25 protein-coding genes and 1 tRNA gene are annotated in these 25,092 nt (G+C 66.9%); 10 read left to right on the top strand and 16 right to left on the bottom strand.

Annotation, left to right across the window (positions count from 1 at the left end; genetic code table 11):
- The first annotated feature begins 589 nt into the window (after positions 1-589).
- Positions 590-1,201, top strand: a complete 612-nt coding sequence (locus GEM_RS00955; protein WP_014895590.1) for a septal ring lytic transglycosylase RlpA family protein — start codon at positions 590-592, stop codon at positions 1,199-1,201.
- A gap of 80 nt (positions 1,202-1,281) precedes the next feature.
- Here GEM_RS00955 and rsmI read toward each other — a convergent pair whose 3' ends face one another.
- A complete protein-coding gene (gene rsmI, locus GEM_RS00960; protein WP_014895591.1) occupies positions 1,282-2,160 on the bottom strand; it encodes a 16S rRNA (cytidine(1402)-2'-O)-methyltransferase in 879 nt (292 codons plus the stop codon).
- A gap of 46 nt (positions 2,161-2,206) precedes the next feature.
- On the opposite strand from rsmI, the gene GEM_RS00965 reads away from it, so the two are divergent.
- The 5 genes from GEM_RS00965 (at position 2,207) to GEM_RS00985 (ending at position 4,653) form a co-directional block, all read left to right on the top strand.
- A complete protein-coding gene (locus GEM_RS00965; RefSeq protein ID WP_014895592.1) occupies positions 2,207-2,635 on the top strand; it encodes a YraN family protein in 429 nt (142 codons plus the stop codon).
- Between the two features lie 126 nt (positions 2,636-2,761).
- Entirely contained in the window at positions 2,762-3,346 is a 585-nt protein-coding gene (locus GEM_RS00970) for an SIS domain-containing protein (protein WP_014895593.1), read from the top strand.
- 17 nt (positions 3,347-3,363) lie between these two features.
- On the top strand, positions 3,364-4,161 hold the full coding sequence (locus GEM_RS00975) for a BON domain-containing protein (protein WP_014895594.1): 798 nt from the start codon (positions 3,364-3,366) through the stop codon (positions 4,159-4,161).
- Positions 4,158-4,511: a c-type cytochrome gene (locus tag GEM_RS00980; protein WP_014895595.1), complete on the top strand. Its 354-nt coding sequence runs from the start codon at positions 4,158-4,160 to the stop codon at positions 4,509-4,511. Before GEM_RS00975 ends, GEM_RS00980 begins: the two co-directional genes overlap by 4 nt.
- A gap of 66 nt (positions 4,512-4,577) precedes the next feature.
- Positions 4,578-4,653, top strand: a tRNA-Ala gene (locus GEM_RS00985).
- A gap of 555 nt (positions 4,654-5,208) precedes the next feature.
- On the opposite strand, the gene GEM_RS00990 is transcribed toward GEM_RS00985, so the two are convergent.
- From GEM_RS00990 to GEM_RS31715, 10 genes are all read right to left on the bottom strand, one after another.
- Complete coding sequence (locus tag GEM_RS00990) at positions 5,209-6,891, bottom strand: hypothetical protein (RefSeq protein ID WP_014895596.1); 1,683 nt, start codon at positions 6,889-6,891, stop codon at positions 5,209-5,211.
- 3 nt (positions 6,892-6,894) lie between these two features.
- The gene (locus GEM_RS31025) at positions 6,895-8,139 is read right to left on the bottom strand and encodes a glycosyltransferase family 4 protein (RefSeq protein WP_014895597.1); all 1,245 of its coding nucleotides are present in this window, start codon (positions 8,137-8,139) and stop codon (positions 6,895-6,897) included.
- Complete coding sequence (locus GEM_RS01000; RefSeq protein ID WP_014895598.1) at positions 8,136-8,543, bottom strand: GtrA family protein; 408 nt, start codon at positions 8,541-8,543, stop codon at positions 8,136-8,138. The genes GEM_RS31025 and GEM_RS01000 overlap by 4 nt, the downstream gene beginning before the upstream one ends.
- 12 nt (positions 8,544-8,555) lie before the next feature.
- Positions 8,556-9,389, bottom strand: a complete 834-nt coding sequence (locus GEM_RS01005; RefSeq protein ID WP_272148361.1) for a class I SAM-dependent methyltransferase — start codon at positions 9,387-9,389, stop codon at positions 8,556-8,558.
- Positions 9,390-9,411: 22 nt separating this feature from the next.
- A complete protein-coding gene (locus tag GEM_RS01010) occupies positions 9,412-10,488 on the bottom strand; it encodes a Gfo/Idh/MocA family protein (protein WP_014895600.1) in 1,077 nt (358 codons plus the stop codon).
- A gap of 7 nt (positions 10,489-10,495) precedes the next feature.
- On the bottom strand, positions 10,496-11,767 hold the full coding sequence (locus tag GEM_RS01015; protein WP_014895601.1) for a glycosyltransferase family 2 protein: 1,272 nt from the start codon (positions 11,765-11,767) through the stop codon (positions 10,496-10,498).
- Positions 11,768-12,890: 1,123 nt separating this feature from the next.
- Positions 12,891-13,043 carry a hypothetical protein gene (locus GEM_RS32080; RefSeq protein WP_014895602.1) on the bottom strand — a complete coding sequence of 51 codons (153 nt, stop codon included), beginning with the start codon at positions 13,041-13,043 and terminating at the stop codon, positions 12,891-12,893.
- 223 nt (positions 13,044-13,266) lie between these two features.
- Positions 13,267-14,664 (bottom strand): enolase C-terminal domain-like protein, encoded by a 1,398-nt coding sequence (locus GEM_RS01025; protein WP_014895603.1) that lies wholly within the window; start codon positions 14,662-14,664, stop codon positions 13,267-13,269.
- Positions 14,665-14,726: 62 nt separating this feature from the next.
- A complete protein-coding gene (locus GEM_RS01030) occupies positions 14,727-16,067 on the bottom strand; it encodes an MFS transporter (protein WP_014895604.1) in 1,341 nt (446 codons plus the stop codon).
- 122 nt (positions 16,068-16,189) lie between these two features.
- Complete coding sequence (locus GEM_RS31715) at positions 16,190-16,366, bottom strand: hypothetical protein (protein WP_187293249.1); 177 nt, start codon at positions 16,364-16,366, stop codon at positions 16,190-16,192.
- Here GEM_RS31715 and GEM_RS01035 point away from each other — a divergent pair.
- Together GEM_RS01035 and GEM_RS01040 are read left to right on the top strand one after the other, a co-directional pair.
- Positions 16,353-16,979, top strand: coding sequence for a DUF2239 family protein (locus GEM_RS01035; protein WP_041490422.1), 627 nt, complete (start codon positions 16,353-16,355; stop codon positions 16,977-16,979). The two genes, GEM_RS31715 and GEM_RS01035, sit on opposite strands and share 14 nt — an antisense overlap.
- 16 nt (positions 16,980-16,995) lie before the next feature.
- The gene (locus GEM_RS01040; protein ID WP_014895606.1) at positions 16,996-18,333 is read left to right on the top strand and encodes a carotenoid oxygenase family protein; all 1,338 of its coding nucleotides are present in this window, start codon (positions 16,996-16,998) and stop codon (positions 18,331-18,333) included.
- Positions 18,334-18,346: 13 nt separating this feature from the next.
- On the opposite strand, the gene GEM_RS01045 is transcribed toward GEM_RS01040, so the two are convergent.
- The 4 genes from GEM_RS01045 to GEM_RS01060 are packed head-to-tail and all read right to left on the bottom strand — an operon-like array spanning position 18,347 to position 22,605.
- Complete coding sequence (locus GEM_RS01045; protein WP_014895607.1) at positions 18,347-19,513, bottom strand: ABC transporter permease; 1,167 nt, start codon at positions 19,511-19,513, stop codon at positions 18,347-18,349.
- A gap of 4 nt (positions 19,514-19,517) precedes the next feature.
- Positions 19,518-20,672: an ABC transporter permease gene (locus GEM_RS01050; protein WP_014895608.1), complete on the bottom strand. Its 1,155-nt coding sequence runs from the start codon at positions 20,670-20,672 to the stop codon at positions 19,518-19,520.
- An 18-nt stretch (positions 20,673-20,690) separates the two neighbouring features.
- Positions 20,691-21,389 carry an ABC transporter ATP-binding protein gene (locus tag GEM_RS01055; protein ID WP_041490578.1) on the bottom strand — a complete coding sequence of 233 codons (699 nt, stop codon included), beginning with the start codon at positions 21,387-21,389 and terminating at the stop codon, positions 20,691-20,693.
- A gap of 10 nt (positions 21,390-21,399) precedes the next feature.
- Positions 21,400-22,605: an efflux RND transporter periplasmic adaptor subunit gene (locus GEM_RS01060; protein ID WP_014895610.1), complete on the bottom strand. Its 1,206-nt coding sequence runs from the start codon at positions 22,603-22,605 to the stop codon at positions 21,400-21,402.
- A 369-nt stretch (positions 22,606-22,974) separates the two neighbouring features.
- Here GEM_RS01060 and GEM_RS01065 point away from each other — a divergent pair, with 369 nt between their 5' ends.
- Positions 22,975-23,208 carry a hypothetical protein gene (locus tag GEM_RS01065; RefSeq protein ID WP_014895611.1) on the top strand — a complete coding sequence of 78 codons (234 nt, stop codon included), beginning with the start codon at positions 22,975-22,977 and terminating at the stop codon, positions 23,206-23,208.
- Between the two features lie 79 nt (positions 23,209-23,287).
- Here GEM_RS01065 and GEM_RS01070 read toward each other — a convergent pair whose 3' ends face one another.
- Entirely contained in the window at positions 23,288-24,055 is a 768-nt protein-coding gene (locus GEM_RS01070; RefSeq protein WP_014895612.1) for a Mut7-C RNAse domain-containing protein, read from the bottom strand.
- Here GEM_RS01070 and GEM_RS01075 point away from each other — a divergent pair.
- The gene (locus GEM_RS01075) at positions 23,975-25,021 is read left to right on the top strand and encodes an NAD(P)-dependent oxidoreductase (protein WP_272148362.1); all 1,047 of its coding nucleotides are present in this window, start codon (positions 23,975-23,977) and stop codon (positions 25,019-25,021) included. The genes GEM_RS01070 and GEM_RS01075 overlap by 81 nt on opposite strands.
- Positions 25,022-25,092: the final 71 nt, after the last annotated feature.

Raw genomic sequence — 25,092 nt, forward strand, 5'->3', positions numbered from 1 at the left:
CGGCCGACACAGGTCCGCGGGCAATCCCGGGGCATCCCGATTGTTACCGCCATAGTGAGAATCAATGGTCCGGACGGGGTGCTTTTCCGGTGGACCTTTTGATTTATGTATAATGCGGTCCATCCTGCGTGAATTTCACGCAATTCGCTGGTGTTTCGGCCCCGTTAAACGGGGCGTCGGATTCACCGTCAAGCATCGACCGCCGGGGAGTCCGGCGGTGTATCCAGCACCGAGCATTCGGTGCTCACGTCTTGTCCGGCCGGGTGCTGCGCGCCCGCCTGCGGCCCTGCTGCCGCGCCGCCGGATGAGGCCTGTGCCGCCGTTCCTGTGCGTTGGCTGTACGCGACGCGCGCGAACGTGAAAGCCATGTTCGATGGCGGCATGTGGGGTCTGGTCAGGCTGCCGGGGACAGGTTGCGCCAGACGTGAAAACTAATCAGGACGGTTGCGGCACTGACGAAAAGCCGCGCCCATGCTAGCCGCCTGCTCGCAACCGAGCGGGGCGTGCACGCATTTGCCGTCCGGGCCGCGTACCTGCGTTGTCAAGCAGCGTTGTATCGGTGCGGCCCGAACCAGAAGGCGACACGTCGATGAATTTACGTTTTCCGAGTCGATTCGGGACCATTGCATTGTTTTTTGCGCTGACGGGCTGTGCGGTGCCACCCAGCCAGACCACCGGCAGCGCGAACCAGAAGAACGCAGCCAACAAGACGGCCGCTGCAGCGAAAGCGGACGACGACAAGCAGCAACTGAATTTCGATTCCGCGCTGGCATCGATGCCGGCTGCCGACAGCAAGGACGCGAAGAAGTCGTCGCTGGCGGACGCCGAGCCGATCGACGGCAAGGATGTGTCCGACTTCCGTCAGTCGGGCCGGGCATCGTGGTATGGCAGGGATTTCCACGGCCGCCGCACCGCGAACGGCGAGCGCTTCAACATGAATGCGCTGACCGCCGCGCACCGCACGCTGCCGCTGTCTTCGTACATCAAGGTGACGAACGCGTCGACCGGCAAGTGGGTCGTCGTGAAGGTCAACGATCGCGGGCCGTACAAGCGCGGCCGCGTGCTCGACCTGTCGTATGCCGCCGCCAGGATGATCGGCCTCGTGCATGCCGGCACGGGCCGCGTGAAGATCGAAGGGCTGTCGCCGCAGGAAGCGCGCGAGGCACGCGACGAAATGTTCGCGTCGGTCTCGACGAAGTAACGCGGCGGTTCGTCCGCTGATGCAAAAAGGGCTGCCGTCGGGCAGCCCTTTTTCGTTTCCGAGGATTGGCGGTTCGCGCGTCAGCCTTCCTTCAGCACGAGCGCGCGCGCGTACAGCGCGTTGCGCGACGCGCCCGTCAGCGCGGCCGCGAGCTTCGCGGCGCTCTTCACCGGCACCTCTTCCAGCAGCAGCTTGAGCAGCGCGTCGTGCGCGGTGTCGTCGGCCTCGCCGCGGTCGGCCGGCGCGCCTTCGACGACCAGCACGAACTCGCCGCGCTGCCGGTTCGCATCGCCGTCGAGCCAGGTCTGTCCTTCGGCCAGGGTGCCCTGGAACAACTGCTCGTGTAGCTTGGTGAGTTCGCGCGCGATCAGCAGCCGGCGCGCGGGGCCGAACGCGTCGGCGAGTGCGGCGACGGTTTCGGCGATCCGGTGCGGCGCTTCGTAGAACACCAGCGCGTACGGGTGCTGCGCGAGCGCCTGCAGCGCGCTCGCGCGCTGCTTCGCCTTCGGCGGCAGGAAGCCCGCGAACGTGAACGCGCCGGCCCAGTCGCCCGCCACGCTCAGCGCGGTCACGGCGGCGCTCGCGCCCGGCAGCGGGATCACCGCGAAGCCGGCGGCGCGCACGGTGTCGACGAGCCGCGCGCCGGGGTCCGAAATGCCGGGCGTGCCGGCGTCCGACACGTACGCCACGCGTTCGCCGGCACGCAGCAGCTCGATCACGCGCAGCGCGGCTTCGCGTTCGTTGTGCTCGTGCACGGCGACGAGCGGTTTCGAGATCCCGTAGCGGGCCAGCAGCTGGCCCGTGTTGCGGGTGTCTTCGGCCGCGATGCGGTCGGCAAGGCCGAGCACGTGCAGCGCGCGCAGCGTGATGTCGGCGGTGTTGCCGATCGGCGTCGCGACGATATAGAGCGCGGCGCTCGGGTAGTGCTGCGTTTGCGCGAGTTCGAGGAGGGCAGTCATGACAGGCAATGCGCGCAATCGCGGCGCAAGCGGAACAAGGACGGCATTGTGCCACGCGGCGCCGGCCGTGCCGGGCGGCGGGCGCGGTTTGCCGCCCGGAGACGGCAATTTTTCCGGCGCGGCGCGATCCAGGCCGGTCGGCGCCGCGTTCGAGCAGCGTGCGCGGCAGTTCCTCGAGCGCCGCGGTCTCGTGTTCGTCGCGGCGAACGTGACGATGCGCGGCGGCGAACTCGATCTCGTGATGCGCATGCCCGACGGCACGCTGGTGTTCGTCGAGGTGCGCGCGCGGCGCAGCACCCGGCATGGCGGCGCAGCGGCGAGCGTCGGCTGGCGCAAGCGGCGGCGTCTGGTCGCGGCGGCGCTCCATTTCTGGGCGCGGCACGGCGCGGGCGCCGCATGCCGCTTCGACGTCGTTGCATTCGAGGCCGGCCGGCTCGAGTGGCTGCGTGACGCATTTCGTGCCGACGATGCGTAGCCGCGAGCTGTGACGAGATGTAAAGAGTTCTTGTCATACCCCCGGAGAGGGTGCCGGAGTGCGGTAAACTCGCCGCACCCATGACGTTGCGCGCTGTGTGCCGCGCGCCCAGTTCACCAGGAATCGATGTCAGTCGAACGTATCCAGCAACATTTCCGCGACAATATCGAGCTTCACGCCGAAGCGGCCGACGCGCTGTCGCTGCCGATCGCAGCCGCGGTCGACGCGATGTTCGCCGCGCTGGCGAACGGCAACAAGATCGTCGCATGCGGCGACGGCCCGTCGGCCGCCGCCGCGCACTACCTCGCCGTGGCGCTCGTCGGCGGCTTCGAGCGCGAGCGTCCGGGCCTGCCCGCGATCGCGCTGGCCACCGATGCGTCGCAGGGCGGTCTCACGGGGGCGTTGGCCGCCGATCAGCTGTTCGCGCAGCAGGTGCGTGTGCTCGGGCAGACCGGCGACATCCTGCTGGTGCTCGACGCGAGCGGCGCGTCGCCGCGCGTGCTGGCCGCGATCGACGAGGCGCACGAGCGCGAAATGACCGTCGTCGCGCTGACGGGCGGAAGCGGCCACGCCGTCGCGGCCGCGCTGTCCGATACCGATATTCCGATCAGCGTGCCCGCCGTTCGCGCGGCGCGCGTCCACGAAGTCCATCTGCTGACCATCCACTGCCTGTGCGACGGCATCGACGCGATGCTGCTGGGTGAGGATTGAACGAAGGAGAGCCGTCGATGAATCAAAGTCGCGTCAAACAGACGCTCGTCAGAACCACGTTGCTCGCCGCGCTGACGGCGGGTCTCGCCATGTCGCTGCAGGGCTGCGTGCTCGGCGTGCTGGGTGCGGCGGCCGGCGGCAGCGCGCTGATCGCGACCGATCGCCGTACGCTCGGCGCACAGACCGAGGATCGCGAGATCCAGGTCAAGTCGCTCACGCAGATCAACAACGGGCTGCCGGACCAGTCGCACGTGAACGTGACGGTGTTCAACCGCCGCGTGCTGCTGACGGGTGAAGTGCCGAACAACGCATCGAAGCAGCGTGCCGAGGAAATCGTGCGCGGCATCAACAACGTGAACGCGATCGTCAACGAGCTGTCGGTCGAGCCGGCGTCGTCGCTGTCGTCGCGCGCGAACGACTCGTATCTCGAAGGGCGGGTGAAGTCCGAGCTGATCGCGACGAAGGGCCTGTCGGCGAACTACTACAAGGTCGTCAGCGAGCGCGGCAACATCTACCTGCTGGGCCTCGTGACGGTCGACGAAGGCAATCGCGGTGCGGATGCGGCGAGCCAGGTGCCGGGCGTCGAGAAGGTCGTGAAGGTGTTCCAGTACATCCAGGCGCAGGACGCGCAGGCATTGCAGGCAGCGTCGCCGAGCGATGCGTCCGGCGCGCAGGCTGCCGCCGCGCCCGCGGATGCCGCGACGGTCGGTGCAGTGCCCGATGCGTCGGTCCAGTCCATGCCGCTGCAACCGCCCGCGCCGATCTCGAATTCGTCGAGCGTGCACCCGGGCAACCCGAAGGCGACGCCGCAATGAAGTCGACGCAGATCAAGCAATGGATGGCGCAGGGCGCCGCGGCGGCGGTGCTCGCGGCCGGTGCGTTCGGCACCGCGCACGCGGATGTCGGCGACGGCCTGAAGGTCGCCCGCAGCAACGCATGCATGGGCTGCCACGCAGTGGACCGCAAGCTGGTCGGCCCGTCGTTCAAGGACATCGCTGCCCGCTACAAGTCCGATCCGCAGGCCGTCGCGAAGCTGTCGAAGAAAGTGAAGGACGGCGGCTCCGGTGTCTGGGGCGCGATCCCGATGCCTGCGCACCCGCGCATGAGCGATGCGGATCTGCGGTCCGTGGTCGAATGGGTGCTCGCCGGCGCGCCGTCGAAGTGACGCGTTCGGGGTGACGGAACCCCTATTGCCAAGCGCGGAAATGGATGTGTATGATGGTTGTCTGTTGGGGCGGTAGCTCAGCTGGGAGAGCGTCGCGTTCGCAATGCGAAGGTCGGGAGTTCGATCCTCCTCCGCTCCACCATAAATTCCAGTAAAAACAACGCACTACGTCTCGCGACGTAGTGCGTTGTTTTGCATTCTGGTGCAGTTTTTTCCACATCGTGTGTGGCAAATTTGTGGCGCAATGCCATCTTCAACCATTGCACCGGTGATCGGTAGAAATCCCTCCGCGACTCTACCGAGACTTCAGTGACCGTCAGCATCAATCTTGCAGGCATCAGCCAATCAACGCAGCCGTGTGCACAAATGTGACATGGCGCAACAAGGGGCCAAAGTCCGTGCAGGCACTTCGCACGGTCGAGCAACTAGCCGATCAGTGCGTTGATTCGCGTGACACGCACTCTGGTGGGCGCGAGGCAGCCCGGCGCCGTTGGGCGCCGCTCTCGCGCGTTTGACAGGAAATCGTGGCACAGCGGAGGCGGCAAAGGGGCTGGTCGCAAGATTCTCGTCGAGCGTCAAGAGCACGTCCAGCGAAAGCAAATCATGTTTCCGCTCAAGACACACGACTACGCAGAAGCGAAGCGATTGTCTGCTGACGCAATGATCCGCTGAGATGGATCAGGGGCACGTCGCCGCATTACCGGATCAGCCACGCCTGTCCGAATTCCGTCGCCGGAAGCGGCACGGCATCGATGTGCGCATTGCGCAGAAATTCCGCGTCCTGATGTTCTCCGGAACTAATCATCCGAATCGATCGATTCCGCAAGTAAGGATCGTTCTGGATGAGGTCGATGAGAAACTTGCTACGCTCGATGGAGAGAAAGACGATGCTGCGCTTGTCGGCCGGGACTTCCGGGATGCGTGCCAACTGAGTGCTGATGTGGTGCTCGATGCTTGTCATTTGCCACGGCACGAGAATCATCAGGCTGCACACAATCAGGGATCCCGCCAGATTGCGCAGGGCGGGGGGCGTTGCGTCGTTCCGGTGCGGAAGCGAGCCGGCGACGGCTGCGCCGGCGAGGATGGGCAGCACGCTCCATGCCGGATGGAAGTAGCGGTAGCCCCAGCCGTTCCCCTGATCGAACGGTACAAAGAAATAGCCGAAGTAGGTCAGCACGGCCGACGCTGTGAGCAACTGGACGGCGATGTTTTCGCGCCTGCGTGCGTAGCCCATTCCGGCTAGGATCAGCAGACCGGGCATCGCCCAGATCCACAGCTTGACCGTGCTGGCCAGTCGCACGAACAGGATTCCGAGGTCCGGCAGCGTGAAGGCCGACGCGATCCAGTCGAGGGCGCCTTGCGATGGCAGATGAGCCGCGTGATTGGCGATGTCGGTCGCGATATGCGCCTTGAACAATACCCAGCCGATGCCCAGCAGCAGCGTGAGAGGCGCGTATCCCGCGATCAGCGTCAGCATCTGTCGCCAGGACGGGCGCTGAAACAGAAACCAGACCAGCCACGGGAACGCAAAGAGCACGTGGGGCAACGGATTGTGGAAGGTCAGCGCGATCGAGCCCATCACGCCGCTGAAGAAAAGCTGACGCGGAGTCGGCCGGAGAAATCCCCAAACGAATGCGAGGTTCGCGAGCAGCAAGCCCGTCATCGCGAAGTAGGAAATGCCCGAGGCCGCAAAGACCGGGGACGCCAGCGTGAACAGCATCGCCCAGCCAGCCACTGCGTCCTCGTTCGGAAAGACGAGTCGGCAGGTGCGCGCGGTGGCGACCAGCGTGAGAGCTGATAGCACCGGGTTGCACAGCCAGTCGGCTCCGATCCGGTTGAAGGCAGCCAGCAAGAGTGCGAAGCCGGGCCAATAGGCAGAGGCTACCTGACCCGTGGTGCGGGACACGACGAGGAGGTAGTTCTGGAACCTCGGATAGATGAGGCGATTCAGCCAATCGGGCGGAAACTGTCCGGTCAGCGCGCCGTTCGCGAAGACGCGGCCCTGGAACCACACCGCGTATTCGTCTGTTGACAAGGGATGCGCGTGATAGATGAAACGCGCACCGAACGCGAACGTGACGGCGGTCAACGCAGCGAGTCTCCATGGATGGCGTCCGCATGCGGCGGCGACGGTGGACACGCGATGACAGAGCGGGGATATGGCGACGGCGATGACCAGCACCAGCAGGCTCAGGTGCGCGGCCGGACGATCGTAGGTTTTGAGCAGATACGAGAAGAACGGCGAAAAGATATTCAAAGGTGCATCGGCTGCGAGCAGCAGCGCGCAGATACATCCTCCGATGCCGGTCCGCACGATCAGCCGCACTGCGGCGGACGAGGGGCTTTGGACCCGAGACACGGATTTTTCAGCGCTCCCCATGAATCACCTCTGTTGCTCGAGTATTGTCCGGATCAAGTCTCGATAGGTGTTCGCGCAACGATCCCATGACCAATGAGTGGCGGCCCAATTCGCGACCTCACTGCGCCGTCGTGCGAGCACGGGGGGATCGGCGGCGAGTGTCGTCAGGCGGCGATGCCACGCCGGCAGCGCATCGCCGGCCTCCACGGTTTCGGAGAACAGTACCTGTTCGACGCCCGGCAGCGCCGATGCGGTATCGCGGCCGACGATGGCGGGCGTGCCGCAGGCCATGGATTCCTGCACGACGAGCGGAAAGCCTTCTCCTGCGCTGGGCAAGACGAGCAGGTCGGCCGCGCGATAGAGTTCGGCAAGCGTCGAACCGGAACGGTCGCGGAAAATCCGGACGTTGCTTCTTGCCCATTTTTCGGGGTCCATTTCCCCTTTGCCGGCAAATATCCAGATCACGTCGGGGAGCGATTCCGTCAGGCGTTCTAGCAGATCGAGTCCCTTCTTCTCGACGAAGCGGCCAACGAAGAGAAAGCATGTGCGGCCGGCCGGAATGTTCAGGCCGGCGCGCAGCCTGTCTCGCTCGGCATCGGCGACCGGAAAGAAGGTCGAGCGGTCGAGTCCGTTTTGAATCAGGCAGCCCCGTCGTTCGGATGTCTCGCCGGGCAGGAAGAATTGCCTGACGACGGTGCTGACGAAGGCTGCGCCATCGGCGTACTCGAGCATCGCCCTGCCGAGCGTCATGTTTGCCAACGCGAAAAGGCGGCGAACCATCATGTTGCGAAACGGAACTGCGCCGATATGCTGGGTGATCAGGATCGGCTTGCGCTGGATTTTCGCAATCGCGAACGTAGCGATGCTGCCGACGTAAATGTAATCGTGAATGTGTACGAGATCGGCTCGCCGGACCGCATTCCACAGAGCCTTCAGGCGCAACGGTGACCAGAGCGGATACGGGAGATGCCAGCGGCGCTCGAGGGGATTCCAGGCCGGTACGCTGACACACGTGATGCCTTCGATGGCCGGGGCCGGGTCGCAATCGCTCGCGAACCATTCGATGACGGCCGCTGAGTCCCGCACGAGCGTCTCGGCAAGATGGCCCGCGACGAGTTCCACGCCGCCGCGGTGGGCGGGGAAAAAATGGGTAATCAGGACGATGCGCACGCGTTGTGTGGTGTCCCGGGACAGCGATGCGGCGTCGACGCGCACGGGGGCGAGCGTCTGGGCGGTCACGTCGTCTTCCGGCGGCAGGTCGTGTGTCACGGCGCAAAGGTCCAGCCGAGATGGGCGAGGAAATTGAAGATCATGAACAGCAGGGTGATCGCAACACTGGAGAGCAGGTAATTGATGCCTAGCACGTCGACCATGATGAACATGATGCCCAGATTCAACGCAAGGGAGCTCGACATCACGAAGTAGTACCGCTGGATCTCGCGGAAGTTCGGGTGCGATATTTTCGTAAAGGTAAAGTACTTGTTGAAAACGAAACCCACCCCGTTGACCGTGAAGAACGAGATCGTGGCGGCAATCAGGTAATGCCACCCGAGGTGGGTCGTCACGAACCAGAGCATTGACAGGTTCAGCAGCGTGCAGATGCCCCCGACCAGGACGAAGCGTAGAAACTTTCCGGGTAGGGGCGGAACGCGAGAGGCCGGTTGCGGAGGCATCGCTCTAGTTGCTCACGCGACCTTGACGGATTCGACGAGCACGCAACCGAAGGGGCCTGTCGATGGTGCGGATCGGTTCAGACCGATCGCCAGCATCTTGCTGGCCATGACCGCAAGCGCATTCGGAACGGAAGACTTCGACTTGCGCAAGCCGAGACTGCGCTGAATGTCGATCGGTTGACGGCGCTTGCCGAACGCCAGATAAAGAATGCCCGCAGTCAGTCTGGAAATGTTTTCCCAACGCCGTACCTCGCTTACGGTCAGGTACTCGACATGGTCGCTAACCTTCAGCCCCCTGCGGGCGAGCTCCTGTTCCCAGAGCTCGATGCCCCAGTAGCGCTTGTGCGCGCAGCGACGATCGATTTCGTCCAGGTAGGCGGAGCGGCTCGTCGCTGGCAGCCACGGACCCATCAGGCACGCGTGGAAATATTTGCTCGGCACCGTGAACACGAATTTACCGCCAGGCTTGAGGACGCGGGAGACTTCATCGAGCACGTCCCCGATGGTGTCGATATGCTCGAGGACCGAGTTGGAAAACACGAAATCGAACGAGTCTTCCGGCTCGGGAATGCGACCGCCCGAGGTCGTATGAATCGTGTCGTAGAGCCCGAGCGCGCTTGCCTGGCCGGTTTCGAGCGGATCGATGTCGACACCCACCAGTTCGCGCCGGCCGACGTGATCCGTGATGGTCTTCATCAGCTTGCCGTCGCCGCAGCCGAGGTCCATGCCGCGACCGGGCGGAAACGGCCGGGACAGCACGACGTCGATCTCGATGGCCCGCCACAGGCTCGTCGCGGGTTGAAACGGCGTTTCCGTGAAGAAGCGCCGGAGCAAATCGACATTCATGGTCATTTCGTGATACCTCCGGTCATACCCGTGCCGCACATTCGATGATCTGATGCTGCATGCCGAGGATCGCTAGCGCCGAGTCGGCACCGATGGGCTCGACCGCGTTGCCGGTGCGAATCGAGCGGGCGAAACCCGCGAAGACATCGTCGTTGCCGTAAAAGAGCATCCCTCTGAGATGCCGGATTCCGCTCGTGAAATGTTGCTGCCAGTGTTGCCAGGTGGCGGACAGCGACGTGCGCAGGACCGTCGCGGTCGTATGGGCGCCGTCGTTCGGCAGACGAATGTAGATATCGCGAAAAACGTCGACGATTCCCATGAAGCGCTCGCCGCACACGATCACCTGCCATTCGCTGACCGGCGATTCGAAATTCATGTTCAACATGACTGGAATCGAGCCGTGCTGGGCATTGCATTGGTAATGTGCGGTGATCATGCACGGTGTTTCGAGGCCGGTGCTGCTCGGGACGACAGTCGCATGCCTGAGCGCCAGCGCGCCGGGAGCCAGGCGCCGCAGCAGATAGAACATGTGTGGGCTCTCGTCGTAGAAGAGGCCTAGCGGAAGATCTTCGTACCAGGCAGGCAGGCGACGTTCCGGATTCCCGAATTGATGGGCGGTAATCGAGCGGATGCTGCCATAGCAGCCGGATTCGACGTCTCGCAGCAGGCGCTTGGTCGAAGAGGCAAATTGAAAGTTGTGCACGATGCACAGGGTCCGCTCATGGGCCTTCGCCAGCTTGACCAGCTCTTCGCCTTCCGCCACCCGCATCGTGAACGGCTTTTCGGTCAGCACGTGCTTGCCCGCGCGCAGCGCTTCCCGGATCAGCGGGTAATGAGCGTGCGGGCCGGCGCCGATCGTCACGGCATCGACGTCGTCGAGCCACGGAACGTCGGCAAGCGATCCGGCACAGGCGTGGTGCCGGATCTTGAGTCGTTGCGCGACGCGTTCCGCGTGTTGCGGCTGGCGATCGATCAGGCCGACGACTTCGAAGCTCGGGTCGCGTAGCATCACTGGCAGATGACGATGAGTCGTCACCCATCCCAGCCCGACGGACGCGACACGAATCGGGGCGGCGGCAGTTTGGGACACCGTTTTCATGGTTCGCTTATTTCCCGATGAAAGGCACGGCATGTGCGTGATGTCTTTCCCCTTCACGTACGAGCAGATTGAGGAGGAAGGCGGAAAATGCGCCGTCCATGCCGAGTACGATCAGGGTCGTGGCGACACTGGCCAGATGCACGGTGCTTTCCATTGGAAGCGCCGGATGGGTTAGCCATTTGAAGAGCATATTCGCATCCAGGATCAACCCGAGCGCCGCGGTCGCAGCGCCCCCCAGCAGACACGCTTCCATCGCGAACGGGCCAGTGGCCCATCGGACGATACGCCCTCGCAGCGATGGATGCTTGTCGGCCATGATCACCTTGGCGAGCACGCCCATCGTGATGAAATTGAATCCGATCAGCGTCAGGACGCTGGCGAGCGCGAGAAAGTGCGGGCCCATGAAGTGTCCGAACAGGGTCGTCGGGCCGCCCGCCAGCAGACCGAGCAGCAGCAGGCCCGCGACGAACAGCAGGAGCCCTGGCATCACGAAGACGTGGTTGGGTGCGTACGTGAGGATGAAGCGCAGGTGCCGCCAGCCGTCGCGGAACGAACGCAGGTGCGGCGGACGGTTGCGCTTGTCGGGGTGGAGCACGGTCGGAATCTCGACGATGCGCAATCCGTTGCGCGCCGCATTCATCACCATCTCCGATGCGAACTCCATCCCGGGCGTCTGCAGATCCATGCGCGCGAACGCTTCCCGCGTGAACGCACGCATCCCGCAATGGAAATCGCCGACCGGGACGCTGCAGGTCAGCCGTGCAATCGTCGACAGTACCGGATTGCCGAGATAGCGATGAAGCGGCGGCATCGCATGCGGCATGATGCCGCCTTTGAAGCGGTTGCCGATGACGAACTCGTAGCCCTCCTCGATCTTCGCGACGAAGCCGCGGATGTTCGACCAGTCATAGGAGTCGTCCGCGTCGCCCATGATGATGATGTCGCCGTCGGCCGCGGCAATGCCGGCCATCAGCGCCGAGCCGTAGCCCCGAACCGGCTGATGCACCACCTTGGCGCCGAGTTCGCGAGCAATCTCGACTGAGCGGTCGGTGGAGCCGTTGTCGGCGATGACGACCTGACCGGTGACACCCAGCTTGGCGAAGCTGCGTTGCGCTTTCACGATGCACATGGCCAGCGTCATTTCCTCGTCGAGGCAGGGCATAACGGCCGACACCCTGATCCGATCGGCCGCGGGACCGTTCTCGCCTGCGGTTGGCGCGGCATGATTCGAAGCCGACGCGCCGCCACAATCCTCGCGCAGAACAATATCGCTCGCCATTTTGGTCTCCTGATTGGTTACATGCTTTTCCTGGCGCTCGCGTTGCGGCGGGCCGGACCTGACGCCGCGTACCGATTCGCTGGTCGGTCAGGAAGTGCCAGCGCGACTGCCGTCGACGCGAGCGTGTGCCGCGCAGTCCGGATCGTCCGGAGCGAACGCAACGCAGTTCGTGCTCGATGCCAAGTCCGCGGATGCCACGCGGCGGTGCGATTTCACGTATCCGCGCGATGCCGGAGGCGATGGCTGGCAGCGCCGACGTCCGGCGCCGCCCATCACATTCCGAAATTCGATCGTGTTCGACGGTGCGGCGGATGTGCGACGACGGTTGCGCAGGCCGCGCCAGCAAAGGGCTCGAAATGGCTGGGCGGTGCAGATAGGGTGTGGCCGCGACCGCGGGAATGCGCGGGCGGGATCCGGAAATGGATATCGAGACGGCATGTTCTTCGCAATGCCGAACAGAATGAGCGCAGCATGCTGCTCAACCCCGAATTCGCCGGCCATGCGGCTTGAGTTCTGGTTTTCATATTCGCCCCGAATACGAAACGACTATTTGAGTGTATGGCGTCTACGTGCGCCGTCCAACCAGCGTTGACTCAAATCTTCTGACTTTGGGCTGGCGAGACGATTGACGACGCATGCAGGGAGCGTGCCATGTACCTGGAAACGCCCTGCCGGCTGACCGCGGGTCGCCGCTTCGCGCGCGATTGCGATTTCGCCGTCGGAATTGTTTCAGTCCTGTAACGCGTGAGCGGTGCGGGCCGGGCTTCCGGATCCCGGTTGCGCTGTGTCGCGATCGAAGTGCACCGGACGAAACCTCGCGCGGCACGTCGTGTTTCAGGCGTGAAACAATCGATCCGGAAGCTGGCGCTGTGGGGTTCGAACCGGGGTCGTGGATGCGCGCCGCGAAGACGATTAGAGGCTGGCCCGCGGCTCGAAACGTTCTGAACGTCCGTTGGTTCGCCGGCTAGTTCAGCCATTCATTGACGGTCTTGAAGGTCGGCACCGACAACGCGACGAACGCCGCCGCGACGATCGCAAGCAGCGCGAGCCTTTTCCGCAACAGCACGCAGATGCCGATGCCCAGCGCATGGAACGCGCAGCTCAGCAGGATCGTCAGCCAGATTCACGCATACCCGGCGCCGCCCTCGAAGTGCGACGTGTTCTGCGTCATCCTGAGCGCGACATAGCCGGCGACGGTCGTGCTGGCCGGCAGGCACAGGATCGAGCAGGGCACGATGACGACGAGCAGGCGCAGGGTCGGGTCGAGGGGCTTCATCGCGGGCGGTTCTTGTTCTGTTGGACGGATCGCGCCGATCCGTTCGCGACGCCGGCGGTCGGCGAGTCGGCGGATCGGGCAGCCGGCAGGATGCGGCCGTTTGTGCGGTTTGGTAATCGCGAGATCACCTTGCCGATCCGGTAGCCGGCACACGACGCCCGGCACCGCCCCCGCTGAGCGCCGGTTCAGCCCACCATCCCGCCCGTTCCCCGGCCCGCCGCAATCACCCCCGCCCGAAACTCGGTCGCTTCGGATCGTACGCCCACCCCGGCACCAGATACCGCATCGCCATCGCATCATCGCGCGCCGTGCCGCCGACCTCCCGGTACAGCGCATGCGCGGCCTCGACCTGCGCCATGTCGAGCTCGATCCCGAGCCCCGGCCGCTCGGGCACGGCCACCTGGCCGCCGACGATCTCGAGCGGCTCGCGCGTGAGCCGCGCGTCGCCTTCCTGCCAGATCCAGTGCGTGTCGATCGCGGTGATCGTGCCGGGCGCCGCCGCGGCCGCATGCGTGAACATCGCGAGCGACACGTCGAAGTGGTTGTTCGAATGCGAGCCCCACGTGAGCCCCCAGTCGCGGCACAGCTGCGCGAGCCGCACCGAGCCCTGCATCGTCCAGAAGTGCGGATCGGCGAGCGGGATGTCGACCGCTTGCAGCCGCACCGCATGATCCATCTGCCGCCAGTCGGTCGCGATCATGTTGGTCGCGGTCGGGATGCCGGTCGCGCGACGGAATTCGGCCATCACCTCGCGGCCGGAGTAGCCGGCCTCCGGCCCGCACGGGTCCTCCGCATATGCGAGCAGGTGGCCTTGCCCGCGGCACAGCGCGATGGCCTCGTCGAGCGACCACGCGCCGTTCGGGTCGAGCGTCGCGCGCGCGTCGGGAAAGCGTGCCTTGATCGCCGCGATCGCTTCCATCTCGTCCGCGCCGGCCATCACGCCGCCCTTCAGCTTGAAATCGACGAAGCCGTAGCGCTCGACCGCGGCCTCGGCCTGCTGCGCGATCGCGGCCGGCGTCAGCGCCGCTTCGTTGCGCAGCCGGAACCACGGATCGGCCGCGTGCGTCTCGTCGCGATACGGCAGGTCGGTGCGGCGCCGCTCGCCGATGTAGAACAGGTACGCGAGCATCGGCACCGCGTCGCGCTGCTGGCCCTCGCCGAGCAGGGCCGCGACCGGCACGTCGAGATGCTGGCCGAGCAGGTCGAGCAGCGCGGCCTCGATCGCGGTGATCACGTTGTCGAGCCGCAGGTTGATCTCGTGTGGCTGGCGCAGCACGGCCGCTTCGCCGGCCGACGTCACTTCGTGGCGGATCGTGCGGCCGGCGCCCGCGGCGGCGCCGGACAGCGCCGCGCGCACCGCGTTGAGCGTCGCCTGGTAGCGCCCGATCGACTGGCCGACCACCAGATCGGTCATCCGTTCGAGCGCATGGCGGATGCCTTCGCCGCCCGGTACTTCGCCGACGCCTGTGTGGCCGCTGCTGTCCTCGAGGATCACGAGGTTGCGCGTGAAATACGGCGCGTGCGCGCCGCACAGGTTCAGCAGCATGCTGTCGCGGCCGGCGACGGGAATCACCTGCATGCGCGTGACGCGCGGGGTGCCGGCACGGCGGGATTCGGACATCGGTTCGCTCCTGGTTCCGGTCATGCACGGGCCGCCGGGTGCGCCGGCGCGGCCCGCGCCATTCAGTTCAGCTCGACGCGGCGGATCTCGCCGACGACGAACAGGTAGCAGATCACGGCGACGAGCGCGTGCGCGACGACGTACACCAGCGCGCCGTTGAACGAGCCGCTGGTGTCGACGATATAGCCGATCGCGATCGGCGTCGTGATGCTGGAAAGATTGCCGCACGTGTTGAGCAGCGCGCCGCTCAGGCCCGCGATCTGGCGCGGCGCGGTGTCGGCGTTGACGGCCCAGCCGAGCGCGCCGAGCCCCTTGCCGAAGAACGACAGCGCCATGAACAGCACGACGAGCACGTGCGAATCGGTGTAGTTGCAGACGATCATCGACATCGACAGCAGCATGCCGATCACGATCGGCACCTTGCGCGCGACCGACAGCGACCGGCCCTGCTTGAGCAGCGCGTCGGACACGATGCCGCCGAGGATCCCGCCGAGGAACCCGCACACGGCCGGGATCGACGCGACGAGCCCCGCGTTGAGGATCGACATCCCGCGCGCCTGCACGAGATAGACCGGAAACCAGGTGATGAAGAAGTAGGTGAGCGCGTTGATGCAGTACTGCGCGACGTACACGCCGACCAGCATCCGGTTCCGCAGCAGCGCCTTCACGTGCTGCATCGACGGGCCGCCGTCGCGCGTGCCGGTCGCCTGGTCGATGTTGACGAGCGCACCGCCTTCGGTGAGGTAGTCGAGCTCCGCGCCGTTGACGCGCGGATGCACCTTCGGGTCGTACATCGTGCGGTTCCACACCAGCACGAACGCGAAGCCGAGCACGCCCATCACCGCGAACACCGACTGCCAGCCGTACGCGTGCACGAGCCAGCCCATCAGCGGCGCGAACACGACGGTCGCCGCATACTGCGCGGCGTTGAAGATCGCCGACGCGGTGCCGCGCTCCGCGGCCGGGAACCAGGTCGACACGATCCGGCTGTTGGCCGGGAACGACGGCGCCTCGGCCGCGCCGACCAGGAAGCGCAGCCCGAACAGCAGCGCGAACCCGGCCGCGCCGCTGAAGAAGCCGATGCCGCCCTGCAGCAGCGTGAACAGCGACCAGAAGAAGATGCTGAACGCATAGACGATGCGCGACCCGAAGCGGTCGAGCAGCCAGCCGCCCGGCAGTTGCGCGACCACGTACGACCAGCCGAACGCCGAGAAGATGAAGCCCATCTGCACATGGCTCAGATGCATCGCGCGGGCAAGCGCCGGGCCCGCGATTGCGATCGCCGCGCGATCCGCGTAGTTGATCGTCGTGACCGCGAACAGCACGGTCAGCACGAGCCAGCGCACGCGGGTGCGCCGGGCCGTTGCCGACGCGGACGCCGGCAATGCGTGAAGCGGATTCATGACTGTCTCCTCCGAAGGGCGGAAGGTGCCGTCGTGCGGCTGCGCGTCGAATGCGCGCGTTTTTTCGTGGTGGTCTTGCCGGCCGGACGCCGATGCCGGGGCAGGGCGTCCGGCTCATTCTGTCATGGCGAAATTTGCGTTTGCATGCCAATTACTGACTTGATCGATTCAGGATTTGAATCGATCGCTTGCGTCGAGCACCTGTTTTTTACCCGGGTGATATTGACATCCAATTTATACCCGGATAAAAATAGCGTCACTCTTTCCTGCCTGCGGGCGACCACGATGACTCCTTCCATGCTCCTCCCTTCCTACACGGCGTTCGACGGCCACCGGCGCGTCGCGTCGGGCCCGCTCGCGACGGTGGCGCTCGCGGTCCGGCAGGCCGCCGGCGACGCGATGTCCGGCACGATCGTGATCTTCGACGACGCGACGGGCCGCTCGATCGACCTCGACCTGCGCGGCACGGCGGACGACGTCCGCACGCGATACGCGGCGGCGCCAGCCGATGCGTCCGCGCCAGCCGGCGAGCCGGCCGGCGCGGGCGAACAACGCGGCCGCGGTCGCCCGAAGCTCGGCGTCGTCTCGCGCGAGGTCACGTTGCTGCCGCGTCACTGGGACTGGCTCGCCGCGCAGCCGGGCGGCGCGTCCGTCGCGCTGCGCAAGCTCGTCGAGGACGCCCGGCGCACGCATGCGGCGGCCGACCGGCGCCGCGACGCGCAGGCGCGCGCCTACCACTTCATGTCCGCGATCGCGGGCGACCTGCCGGCTTTCGAGGAGGCCGCGCGTGCGCTGTATGCGAACGACCTCGCGCGCCTGGCCGAACTGATCGCCGGCTGGCCGGACGACGTGCGCGACCATGCGCTCGCGCTGGCACGTGGCGATCTGCCGCCGTCGACCGAAGACTGCTGACGGAGCACGCGACACGATGACGACGTTCGACCTGAACCGCGGCGCGCTCGCGCCGGTCGCAGACGAAGCCGACCGCGTCGACCTGCGGGTGACCGGCACGATCCCGCCCGAACTCGACGGCACGCTGCTGCGCAACGGCCCGAACCCGCCGGGTGGCCGTTTCGACGGGACCGACGTGCTGTCGTGGTGGCCGGAGGCGGCGATGCTGCACGCGATCGCGTTCGAACGCGGGCGCGCGGCCGGCTACCGGAACCGCTGGGTGCGCACGCGCCGCTGGGCCGACGTGCACGCGCCGGATCGGGCGCCGCACCTGCCCGACACCAATCCGAACGTGCACGTGCTGCAGCACGCCGGCGAATTGCTGGCGCTGGCCGAGGGCGGCGCGCCGCTCGCGATCACGGCCGCACTCGACACGCTCGGTGCGCCCGCGCGGCACGCGGCGTTCGGCGGCGCGATGACCGCGCATCCGAAGATCGATCCGGTCACGGGCGAACTGATCCTGTTTCGCGCGGACTGGCGCGCGCCGTGGCTGCGCTACGGCGTCGCGGACGCGCAGGGCGTGCAGCGCGTCGACCTCACCGTCGACGTGCGCGCGCCGTCGATGATGCACGACCTCGCGATTACCGAAACCCGCAGCTTGCTGCTCGACCTGAACGTCGGCTACGACTTCGCGATGCTGAAGCAGGGGCACCGGATGCCGCTGCGCTGGCACGACGAGCGCGACGCGCGGATCGGCGTGATGCCGCGCCACGGCGGCGACGTGCGCTGGTTCGGTATCGAGCCGTGCTTCATTCAGCACGTCGTGAACGCGTACGACTGCGACGAGTCGTGCATCGTGCTCGATGCGGTGCGCTATCCGTGGTTCCTGCGGCTCGACGCGCGCACCGGCCGCTTTGCCGACAACCCGGTCGGCGAGTTGTGGCGCTACGTGATCGATACGGCGAATGGGCTGATCGACGAAGGGCCGCTGGCCGACGGCGGCATCGAGTTGCCGCGCATCAACGAAAGCCGGACGGGGCGCCGCTACCGCTATCTGTATGCGGTCGAGCAGCCGAACAACGCCGAGATGCGCGGCGTGATGCGCTTCGACCACGTGCGCGGCACGACGACGCGTTACGCGGTGCCGGCCGGCGACCAGAACGGCGAGCCGGTGTTCGTGCCGCGCCCGGGCGGCACCGACGAGGACGACGGCTGGTTGCTGGTGGTGGTCTACCGCGCGGCGACGGATACGAGCGACGTCGTGATCCTCGATGCGCGCGAGATCGATGCGGCGCCGGTCGCGACGGTGCACCTGCCGCGCCGCGTGCCGGCGGGGTTCCACGGCGCGTGGGTGCCGCGCGAGCGCCGGGCGTGAGCGGCCGCGCGCGTCACTGCGCGCGCAGCGCGTCGACGATGTTCAGCCGCGCGGCACGCATCGCCGGCAGGAATCCGCCGACCAGCCCCATCACCAGCGAGAACAGCAGCGTCTTCACGACGATCGCGGGCGTCAGCACGAAACGGAACGACAGGTCCGAGAAGGTCTGGAAGTTGGTGGTCGAGAACGACGCGAACTCCATCAGCGACGCGCACGCGAGCCCCGCGACCCCGCCGACGAAGCCGAGCAGCAGCGCCTCCAGCAGGAACGCGGCGAGCACGTTCATGCGCTTGAAGCCGAGCGCGCGCAGCGTGCCGATCTCGGCGGTGCGGTTCGCGACCGACGCGTACATCGTGATCATCGCGCCGATCATCGCGGCGATCGAGAAGATCGTCGACAGCGTGATCCCGAGGATGTTGATGAAGGTCGACAGCGCCCTCGACTGGTCGCCGTAGAAGGTCTGCTCGCGTTTCGCCTCGTCGGTCAGCCGCGGGTCCACGTCGATGTCTGCCTTGAAGCGCGCGAAGCCGTCGGCGCTCGGGATGCGCAGCACCATCGACGAATAGCTGGTACGCCGGAACGACTGCATCAGCTGATCGACGTCGCCCCAGATTTCCGAATCGAAGCCGCTGCCGCCCGCGTCGAACACGCCGACGACGGTCCAGTCGCGCTGCGCGAAATGCAGGCGGTCGCCGAGCTGGGTGCCGCTGAAGCCTTTCGCGATCGCGCTGCCGACGACGATCTCCGACGAGCCGGGCGTGAACGTGCGGCCGGCCACGAGCTTCACGCGCGGGCGCAGCGCGAGGCCGGCCGGCGACACGCCGCGGATCACGACGTTCGACGGCTTGCCGGTCGACGTTTTCACGAGCGAGATCAGCACGACCGCTTCCTTCGACACTTGCGGCCGGCCGTCGGGGCCGAGCGCTACGGCCGGATGCATCTCGAGCGCGTTGGCCTGCTGGTGGTCGATCGCGCTCTGGATCTCGGTTTCCGCGCCCTTGCGGATCACCACGACGTTGTCCGGCTCGCCGGTCGACACGAGCGTCTGCGTGAGCCCCGCGTCGAGCATCTGCACCGTCGCGAACACGAAGATCACCAGCGCCATCCCGCCGGCGGTGAGCGCGGTCGTGAGCCGCCGGGTCCACAGGTTGCGCGCGATATACGTGAGCGGAATCGCCATGCGCCTACCCGATCGCCCGCAGGCCTTCGACCACGCGCACGCGTGCCGCCTGCCACGCCGGCACGATCGCGGCCGCGATGCCGACCGCGACCGAGCAGGCGGCCTGCAGCGCCATCGTCTCGGTCGACACCCTGAACACCGGGAAGATGCCGCCCGCGGCCTGCTTGAAGAGGCGCGCGGCCGGCGACGTCGCGAGCATCCCGAGCCCGCCGCCGGCCACCGCGATCACGACCGATTCGCCGAACACGATCAGCGCGAGAAAGCCGGGGCCGAAGCCGAGCGCCTTCAGCGTCGCGTATTCGGCGGTGCGCTCGCGCGCGCTCATCGCCATCGCGTTGGCCATCACGGCCATGATGATCAGGATCACCACGTACGACACGAGGCGAATCGCCGCGATGATCTGGTTCGACATCGCGACGAAGCCGAGCTGGAACGCCTGCTCGGTCTCGGTCAGCGTTTCGGCGAGCGAGTTCTTGAATACGGCGTCGACGTTGCGCGCGATCGTGGCGCCGTCGTCCGGGTGCGCGACGCCGAGGATGAACACGCCGACCTGGTCGGCCTGCTTCGGCGTGCGCTTGCGCACCGTCTCGTTCAGGTATTCCCAGTGGAACACCAGCTGGCGCGTGATGGTCGAGTCGTCGCGGCCGTCGAGGATCCCGCGCACGACGAAATCCCACGTGCCGGGATAGATGGTGCCCTTCAGCGGAATCACGTCGCCGATCTTGAAGCCGAACTGCGTCGCGAGCTGGCGCCCGACGAGGCAGCCACGGCGGTCGCGGTCGTAGTCGGCGCGCTGCTGCGCCGGGAGGATGTATTCCGGATACAGGTCGAGGTAGTTGTCCGACACCCCGAAGCTCGCGAAGAAGTTCTTCGGGTCGCGGTACACGCCGCCGAACCAGTTCGAGCGGACCACGGCCGTCACGCCGTCGATGCCGCGGATCCGGTTCTCGTAGCTGACCGGCAGCGGGAACACGAGCGAGATCGCGTTGCGCGTGACGAGCCGTCCGCTGGAGGCGGCGGCCGCGCCCGCGTACCACGCGTCGACGACGGTGTGCAGCAGCCCGAACGCCAGCACCGCAATGGTCAGCCCGAGCACGGTCAGCAGCGTGCGCAACCGGTGCCGCAGCGCATTGCGCGCGATCAGCTTCAGCACGTACATCGCGCGCGCTCCCGTCCGTCAGGCGGCGTGCCCATCGATCAGCTCCCCTTTTTCCAGATGCACGAGCGACTGCGCGGCGCCGGCCGCGTGCGCATCGTGGGTCACCATGATGATGGTCTTGCCGAGCTCGGCGTTCATCCGCTGCAGCATCGCGAGCACGTCGGTGGCCGACGCGCGGTCGAGGTCGCCGGTCGGCTCGTCGGCGACGATCAGCACGGGATCGGTGATCAGTGCACGTGCGATCGCGACGCGCTGCTGCTGACCGCCCGACAGCTCGGACGGGTAATGGCTCGTCCGGTCGCCGAGGTTCACCATGTCGAGCACCAGCTCGACGCGCTCGCGCCGTTCGCGGCGCGACAGGTGCGTGAGCATCAGCGGCAGTTCGACGTTCTCGAACGCGGTGAGCACGGGCATCAGGTTGTAGAACTGGAAGATGAAGCCGACGTTCGCCGCACGCCATTCGGCCAGTTGCGCTTCCTCGAGCCGCGAGATGTCGAGGCCGCCCACCCGCAGCTCGCCGCTGTCGGGCCGGTCGATGCCGGCCACGAGATTGAGCAGCGTGCTCTTGCCGGAACCCGAAGGCCCCATCAGCGCGACGAAGTCGCCTGCGCCGATGTCGAGCGTGATGTCGGTCAGCACCGGCACGATCTGGTTGCCGCGCCGGTACGACTTCGCGACGTGGCTGATCTCGACGAGGGGCGGCGGGGCGTCGTTCACGCGGGCCACGCTATTTCTTCGCGACGGTCACTTTCGCGCCGTCGGTGAGCTTCGGGCCCGGCGCCAGCACGACCGTGTCGCCGGGCTTCACGCCGCGGATCGCGACGAGCTCGCCGATCCGTGCGCCCGTCGTCACGGCCGCCGCATGCACGGTGTCGTCCTTCACGACGAACACGACCGGCCGGCCGTCGCGCTCGACCACGGCGCTCGCCTGCACGGCCGTCACCGGCTGCCGGTCCTGCGGCGTCGCCGGCTTCGACAGGAACGCGATCTTCGCGCTCATGTCGGGCAGCACGCGCTCGTCGCGGTCGACGAAACGCACCTTCACGAGCACGGTCGCCTTCGAGCGGTCGACGGTCGGCACGATGCGCGACACGCGGCCCGCGAAGCGCATCTCGGGCAGTGCGTCGAGCTGGATCTCGCACGGCTGCTCGGCGCGGATCTTCGCGATGTTCGATTCCGCGACATCCGCCTCGACCTCGAGCGTGTCCATGTCGGCGATCGTCACGACCGCGCCCTTGCTGTCGGACGCGGACGAGAACGGCGTGATGTTGTCGCCGACATTGGCGTGCTTCGCGAGCACGATCCCGTCGAACGGCGCGCGGATCACCGTCTGGTCGACCGCGACCTGCGCGGCCTGCGCGTTCGCTTCGGCCGACGCGATCGCGGCCTGGTCGCTGTTGATCGACGCGCGCGCCTTGTTCACGCGGGCCGTGTCGGTGTCGAGCTGCGCGGCCGGCACCGCGCCCTTCGGCGCGAGCACCGTGGTGCGGCGCAGCGCGATCTCGGCGTCCCTCAGTTCGGCCTGCTCGACGCCGAGATTCGCGCGGGCGACCTTCACCTGGGCGAGCGCCTGCGAGAGCGATGCCTCGACGTCGCGGCTTTCGAGCCGCGCGATGATCTCGTCCTTCTTCACGCGGGTGCCTTCGAGCACGCCGAGCCATTCGACGCGTCCCTGGCCCTTCGACGCGACCGCGGCCTTGCGCTGCGGCACGACGTAGCCGGTCGCGTTGAGCTGGGTGTCGTTCTGGTACGGGTAGGCGGACGTGACGGACGTCGTGTCGACCGCCGGCCGGCCGGTGAGCGCCAGCGCGGCGACGATCGCGACGATGACGAGCGCGGCGGCGACCGCATAGCGGATCCACCGGCGCCGGCGTGGCGCGGGCGCGATCGGACGCCGGTCGATTTTCAGTTTGTCCAGATTGTGATCGGGCAATTTGGGCGCCTCGTGACGGCGGCGGTCGCGTGACCGGCCGCGATCCGGTTGGGACGGAAGGAGGCCAGTATAGCGTTGCCGCGGCGGCCACGAGAGCCGGTTTGTCGGACGATTGACACAGGTCCCGGCGGCGCGTTGCGCGGGCCCGAAGCCCGCGCACCCGGGGAAACCCGAGGGATGCAGGCAACGTGTCAACTCGCCGTGCAGACGGTGCGTTATGGAGCCAGTGCGTCAGTATTTGTCGAGGCGAAACGGCGAGAGCCGACCCGCCCGGCGGTGACCGGCAACCCGGCGCGACTGATGTTCCGATGCGAATGCCTCGCATCTCTTACCGGTACGTTTGACTTTTTCTCCGCTAAAGGAAGAACAATGAAGAAGACGCTCGCTTCGATCATGACCGCAGCATTCGCTCTCGCATCGGTTTCGGCATTCGCACAGGCGTCCGCGCCGGCAGCCGACATGTCGGCTGCTGCGCCGGCACCGGCCAAGAAGGATCACAGCAAGCCGAAGCACCAGCTGAAGCAACACGGTTCGGCAAAGGGCAAGGCGAAGGCCGCAGCCGCTTCGGCCGCCGGCACGAACGACGCAGGCTCGCAGAACTAAGCACGCCGTGTCGGGGCCGGCACCGCCGGCCGCCCGTCGCGAAACCCCGCACGCTTCGGCACGCGGGGTTTTGTTTTTTTCAGGTGTCCGCCGTGTCCGGTGCATCCGGCGCGCCGGGCGGCGGCGCGCGCATCGCGTCGACTACCGTGCGCATGCGCCGCCAGTGCGACCCTTCCCAGAACACGCGCCGGCACACGTCGCACGCGGCAAAGCGCCGGTGCCGCTGGCTGACGCCGGCCGGCACGCGCGGCGCGGCGTCGGCCGCATCGAGCGGGTGCAGCGGCGCGTTGCAGCGCAGGCACAGCCGGAACGGCCGCATGTGCGGCGCGAGGTCGAGCCGCGCGAACAGCTCGCGCAACTGCTCGGCCGGCTGCTGCGCGTGCAGGTAGCAGCCGCGCACCACCGCGCGGCGTTTCAGCAGCTCGCGGTCGCGGGTCAGCACGGTCCGGCCTTCGCGCGCGGCGAGCGCGACGAGCTCGTCGTCACGGTAGTGATTGTCGTAGCAGGTGTCGAAGCCGGCCAGGCGCAGCAGCTGCGCGAGGCCGCCGAGATGCGCGTCGGCGACGAAGCACCAGCGGTCCGGTTGCGGCATCGGCGATGCGTCCGCCGGCCGCGCGCGCTGCGGATGGATGTCGATGCGGTCGCCGTCGCCGAGCGGCCGGTCGAGCGCGGCCGGTGCGCCGTTCACGCAGAGCAGGCCGATTTCCGTATGCGGAACGCCGAGCGCCTCGATCGCGTGCTTGACCGTCGCGTCGCGCGCGAACGCATGCGCGAACGCCTGCTCGCGCTGCGCGCGCGAGAGAAACGCGTTCAGTTCACCGTGGAAGCGGAAGGTCGCGGTCGCCATCCGCGCAGTATCGCACCGCGCACGGCCGCTCGCCGGTGCTGCAGGTCGCCGCTATCTGTGTTTAACTCCCCGCTTCACGGGTCGAAGGAGCGGGAAATGGATCTCGGATTTATCGGGCTGGGCGAAATGGGGCAGGCGATCGCGACGAACCTGCTGAAGGCGGGGCACGCCGTGCGGGTCTGGAACCGGTCGCGCGAGCGTGCCGAGCCGCTCGCCGCGTTCGGCGCGCAGATCGTCGCGTCGCCGGCCGACGCGTTTCGCGGCGATGCCGTGTTCTCGATGCTTGCCGACGATGCGGCCGCGCGCGAAGTGTTCGACGACGCGCTGCTCGCGCAGGCGCCGCGCGGCCTGATCCACGTGAACATGGCGACGGTGTCGGTCGCGCTGGCCGAGTCGCTCGCGCACGCGCATGCGTCGCGCGGCCTCGACTATGTTGCCGCGCCCGTGATGGGGCGCCCGGACGTCGCGGCCGCCGCGCGCCTGACGATCATGGCCGGCGGCCCGGCCGAGGCGATCGACCGCGTGCAGCCGCTGTTCGACGCGATCGGCCAGAAGACCTGGCGGTTCGGCTCGTTGCCGCAGCATGCGAACGTCGCGAAGATCGCGGCGAATTTCACGCTCGCATCGGCGATCGAGACACTCGGCGAGGCATCCGCGCTGCTTGGCGCGCACGGCGTCGCGATGCGCGATTTTCTCGACGTGATCACGAGCAGCGTGTTCCCGGGGCCGGTCTACGAGGGCTATGGCGGGATGATCGCCGAGCGGCGCTACGAACCCGCGCGCTTCAAGGCGCGCCTCGGGCTGAAGGACGTCCGGCTCGCGCTGGCAGCCGGCGACGCTGCGGCGGTGCCGCTGCCGGTGGCGAGCGTCGTGCGCGACAGCCTGCTCGATGCGCTCGCGCACGGCGGCGGCGAACAGGACTTCGCGGTGCTCGGCGAAGTCGCGCTGCGCCGCGCGGGCCGCTGAGCCGGCGCGGGACAGACGCGCGGCACACGCGGCATAATTAACATTTTGTTTCTCTTTCGGCTGAGGCGGTG

The sequence above is a fragment of the Burkholderia cepacia GG4 genome, assembly GCF_000292915.1.
GTDB lineage: Bacteria > Pseudomonadota > Gammaproteobacteria > Burkholderiales > Burkholderiaceae > Burkholderia > Burkholderia cepacia_D.

Excerpts from the sequence above, each read along its gene's own strand:
- GEM_RS00955 (WP_014895590.1), top strand. The coding sequence starts at position 590 with ATGAATTTACGTTTTCCGAGTCGATTCGGGACCATTGCATTGTTTTTT.
- rsmI (WP_014895591.1), bottom strand. The coding sequence starts at position 2,160 with ATGACTGCCCTCCTCGAACTCGCGCAAACGCAGCACTACCCGAGCGCC.
- GEM_RS00970 (WP_014895593.1), top strand. The coding sequence starts at position 2,762 with ATGTCAGTCGAACGTATCCAGCAACATTTCCGCGACAATATCGAGCTT.
- GEM_RS00975 (WP_014895594.1), top strand. The coding sequence starts at position 3,364 with ATGAATCAAAGTCGCGTCAAACAGACGCTCGTCAGAACCACGTTGCTC.
- GEM_RS00980 (WP_014895595.1), top strand. The coding sequence starts at position 4,158 with ATGAAGTCGACGCAGATCAAGCAATGGATGGCGCAGGGCGCCGCGGCG.
- GEM_RS00990 (WP_014895596.1), bottom strand. The coding sequence starts at position 6,891 with ATGGGGAGCGCTGAAAAATCCGTGTCTCGGGTCCAAAGCCCCTCGTCC.
- GEM_RS01000 (WP_014895598.1), bottom strand. The coding sequence starts at position 8,543 with ATGCCTCCGCAACCGGCCTCTCGCGTTCCGCCCCTACCCGGAAAGTTT.
- GEM_RS01005 (WP_272148361.1), bottom strand. The coding sequence starts at position 9,389 with ATGAATGTCGATTTGCTCCGGCGCTTCTTCACGGAAACGCCGTTTCAA.
- GEM_RS01010 (WP_014895600.1), bottom strand. The coding sequence starts at position 10,488 with ATGAAAACGGTGTCCCAAACTGCCGCCGCCCCGATTCGTGTCGCGTCC.
- GEM_RS01015 (WP_014895601.1), bottom strand. The coding sequence starts at position 11,767 with ATGGCGAGCGATATTGTTCTGCGCGAGGATTGTGGCGGCGCGTCGGCT.
- GEM_RS32080 (WP_014895602.1), bottom strand. The coding sequence starts at position 13,043 with ATGAAGCCCCTCGACCCGACCCTGCGCCTGCTCGTCGTCATCGTGCCC.
- GEM_RS01025 (WP_014895603.1), bottom strand. The coding sequence starts at position 14,664 with ATGTCCGAATCCCGCCGTGCCGGCACCCCGCGCGTCACGCGCATGCAG.
- GEM_RS01030 (WP_014895604.1), bottom strand. The coding sequence starts at position 16,067 with ATGAATCCGCTTCACGCATTGCCGGCGTCCGCGTCGGCAACGGCCCGG.
- GEM_RS01035 (WP_041490422.1), top strand. The coding sequence starts at position 16,353 with ATGACTCCTTCCATGCTCCTCCCTTCCTACACGGCGTTCGACGGCCAC.
- GEM_RS31715 (WP_187293249.1), bottom strand. The coding sequence starts at position 16,366 with ATGGAAGGAGTCATCGTGGTCGCCCGCAGGCAGGAAAGAGTGACGCTA.
- GEM_RS01040 (WP_014895606.1), top strand. The coding sequence starts at position 16,996 with ATGACGACGTTCGACCTGAACCGCGGCGCGCTCGCGCCGGTCGCAGAC.
- GEM_RS01045 (WP_014895607.1), bottom strand. The coding sequence starts at position 19,513 with ATGGCGATTCCGCTCACGTATATCGCGCGCAACCTGTGGACCCGGCGG.
- GEM_RS01050 (WP_014895608.1), bottom strand. The coding sequence starts at position 20,672 with ATGTACGTGCTGAAGCTGATCGCGCGCAATGCGCTGCGGCACCGGTTG.
- GEM_RS01065 (WP_014895611.1), top strand. The coding sequence starts at position 22,975 with ATGAAGAAGACGCTCGCTTCGATCATGACCGCAGCATTCGCTCTCGCA.
- GEM_RS01075 (WP_272148362.1), top strand. The coding sequence starts at position 23,975 with ATGCGCGAACGCCTGCTCGCGCTGCGCGCGCGAGAGAAACGCGTTCAG.
- GEM_RS01070 (WP_014895612.1), bottom strand. The coding sequence starts at position 24,055 with ATGGCGACCGCGACCTTCCGCTTCCACGGTGAACTGAACGCGTTTCTC.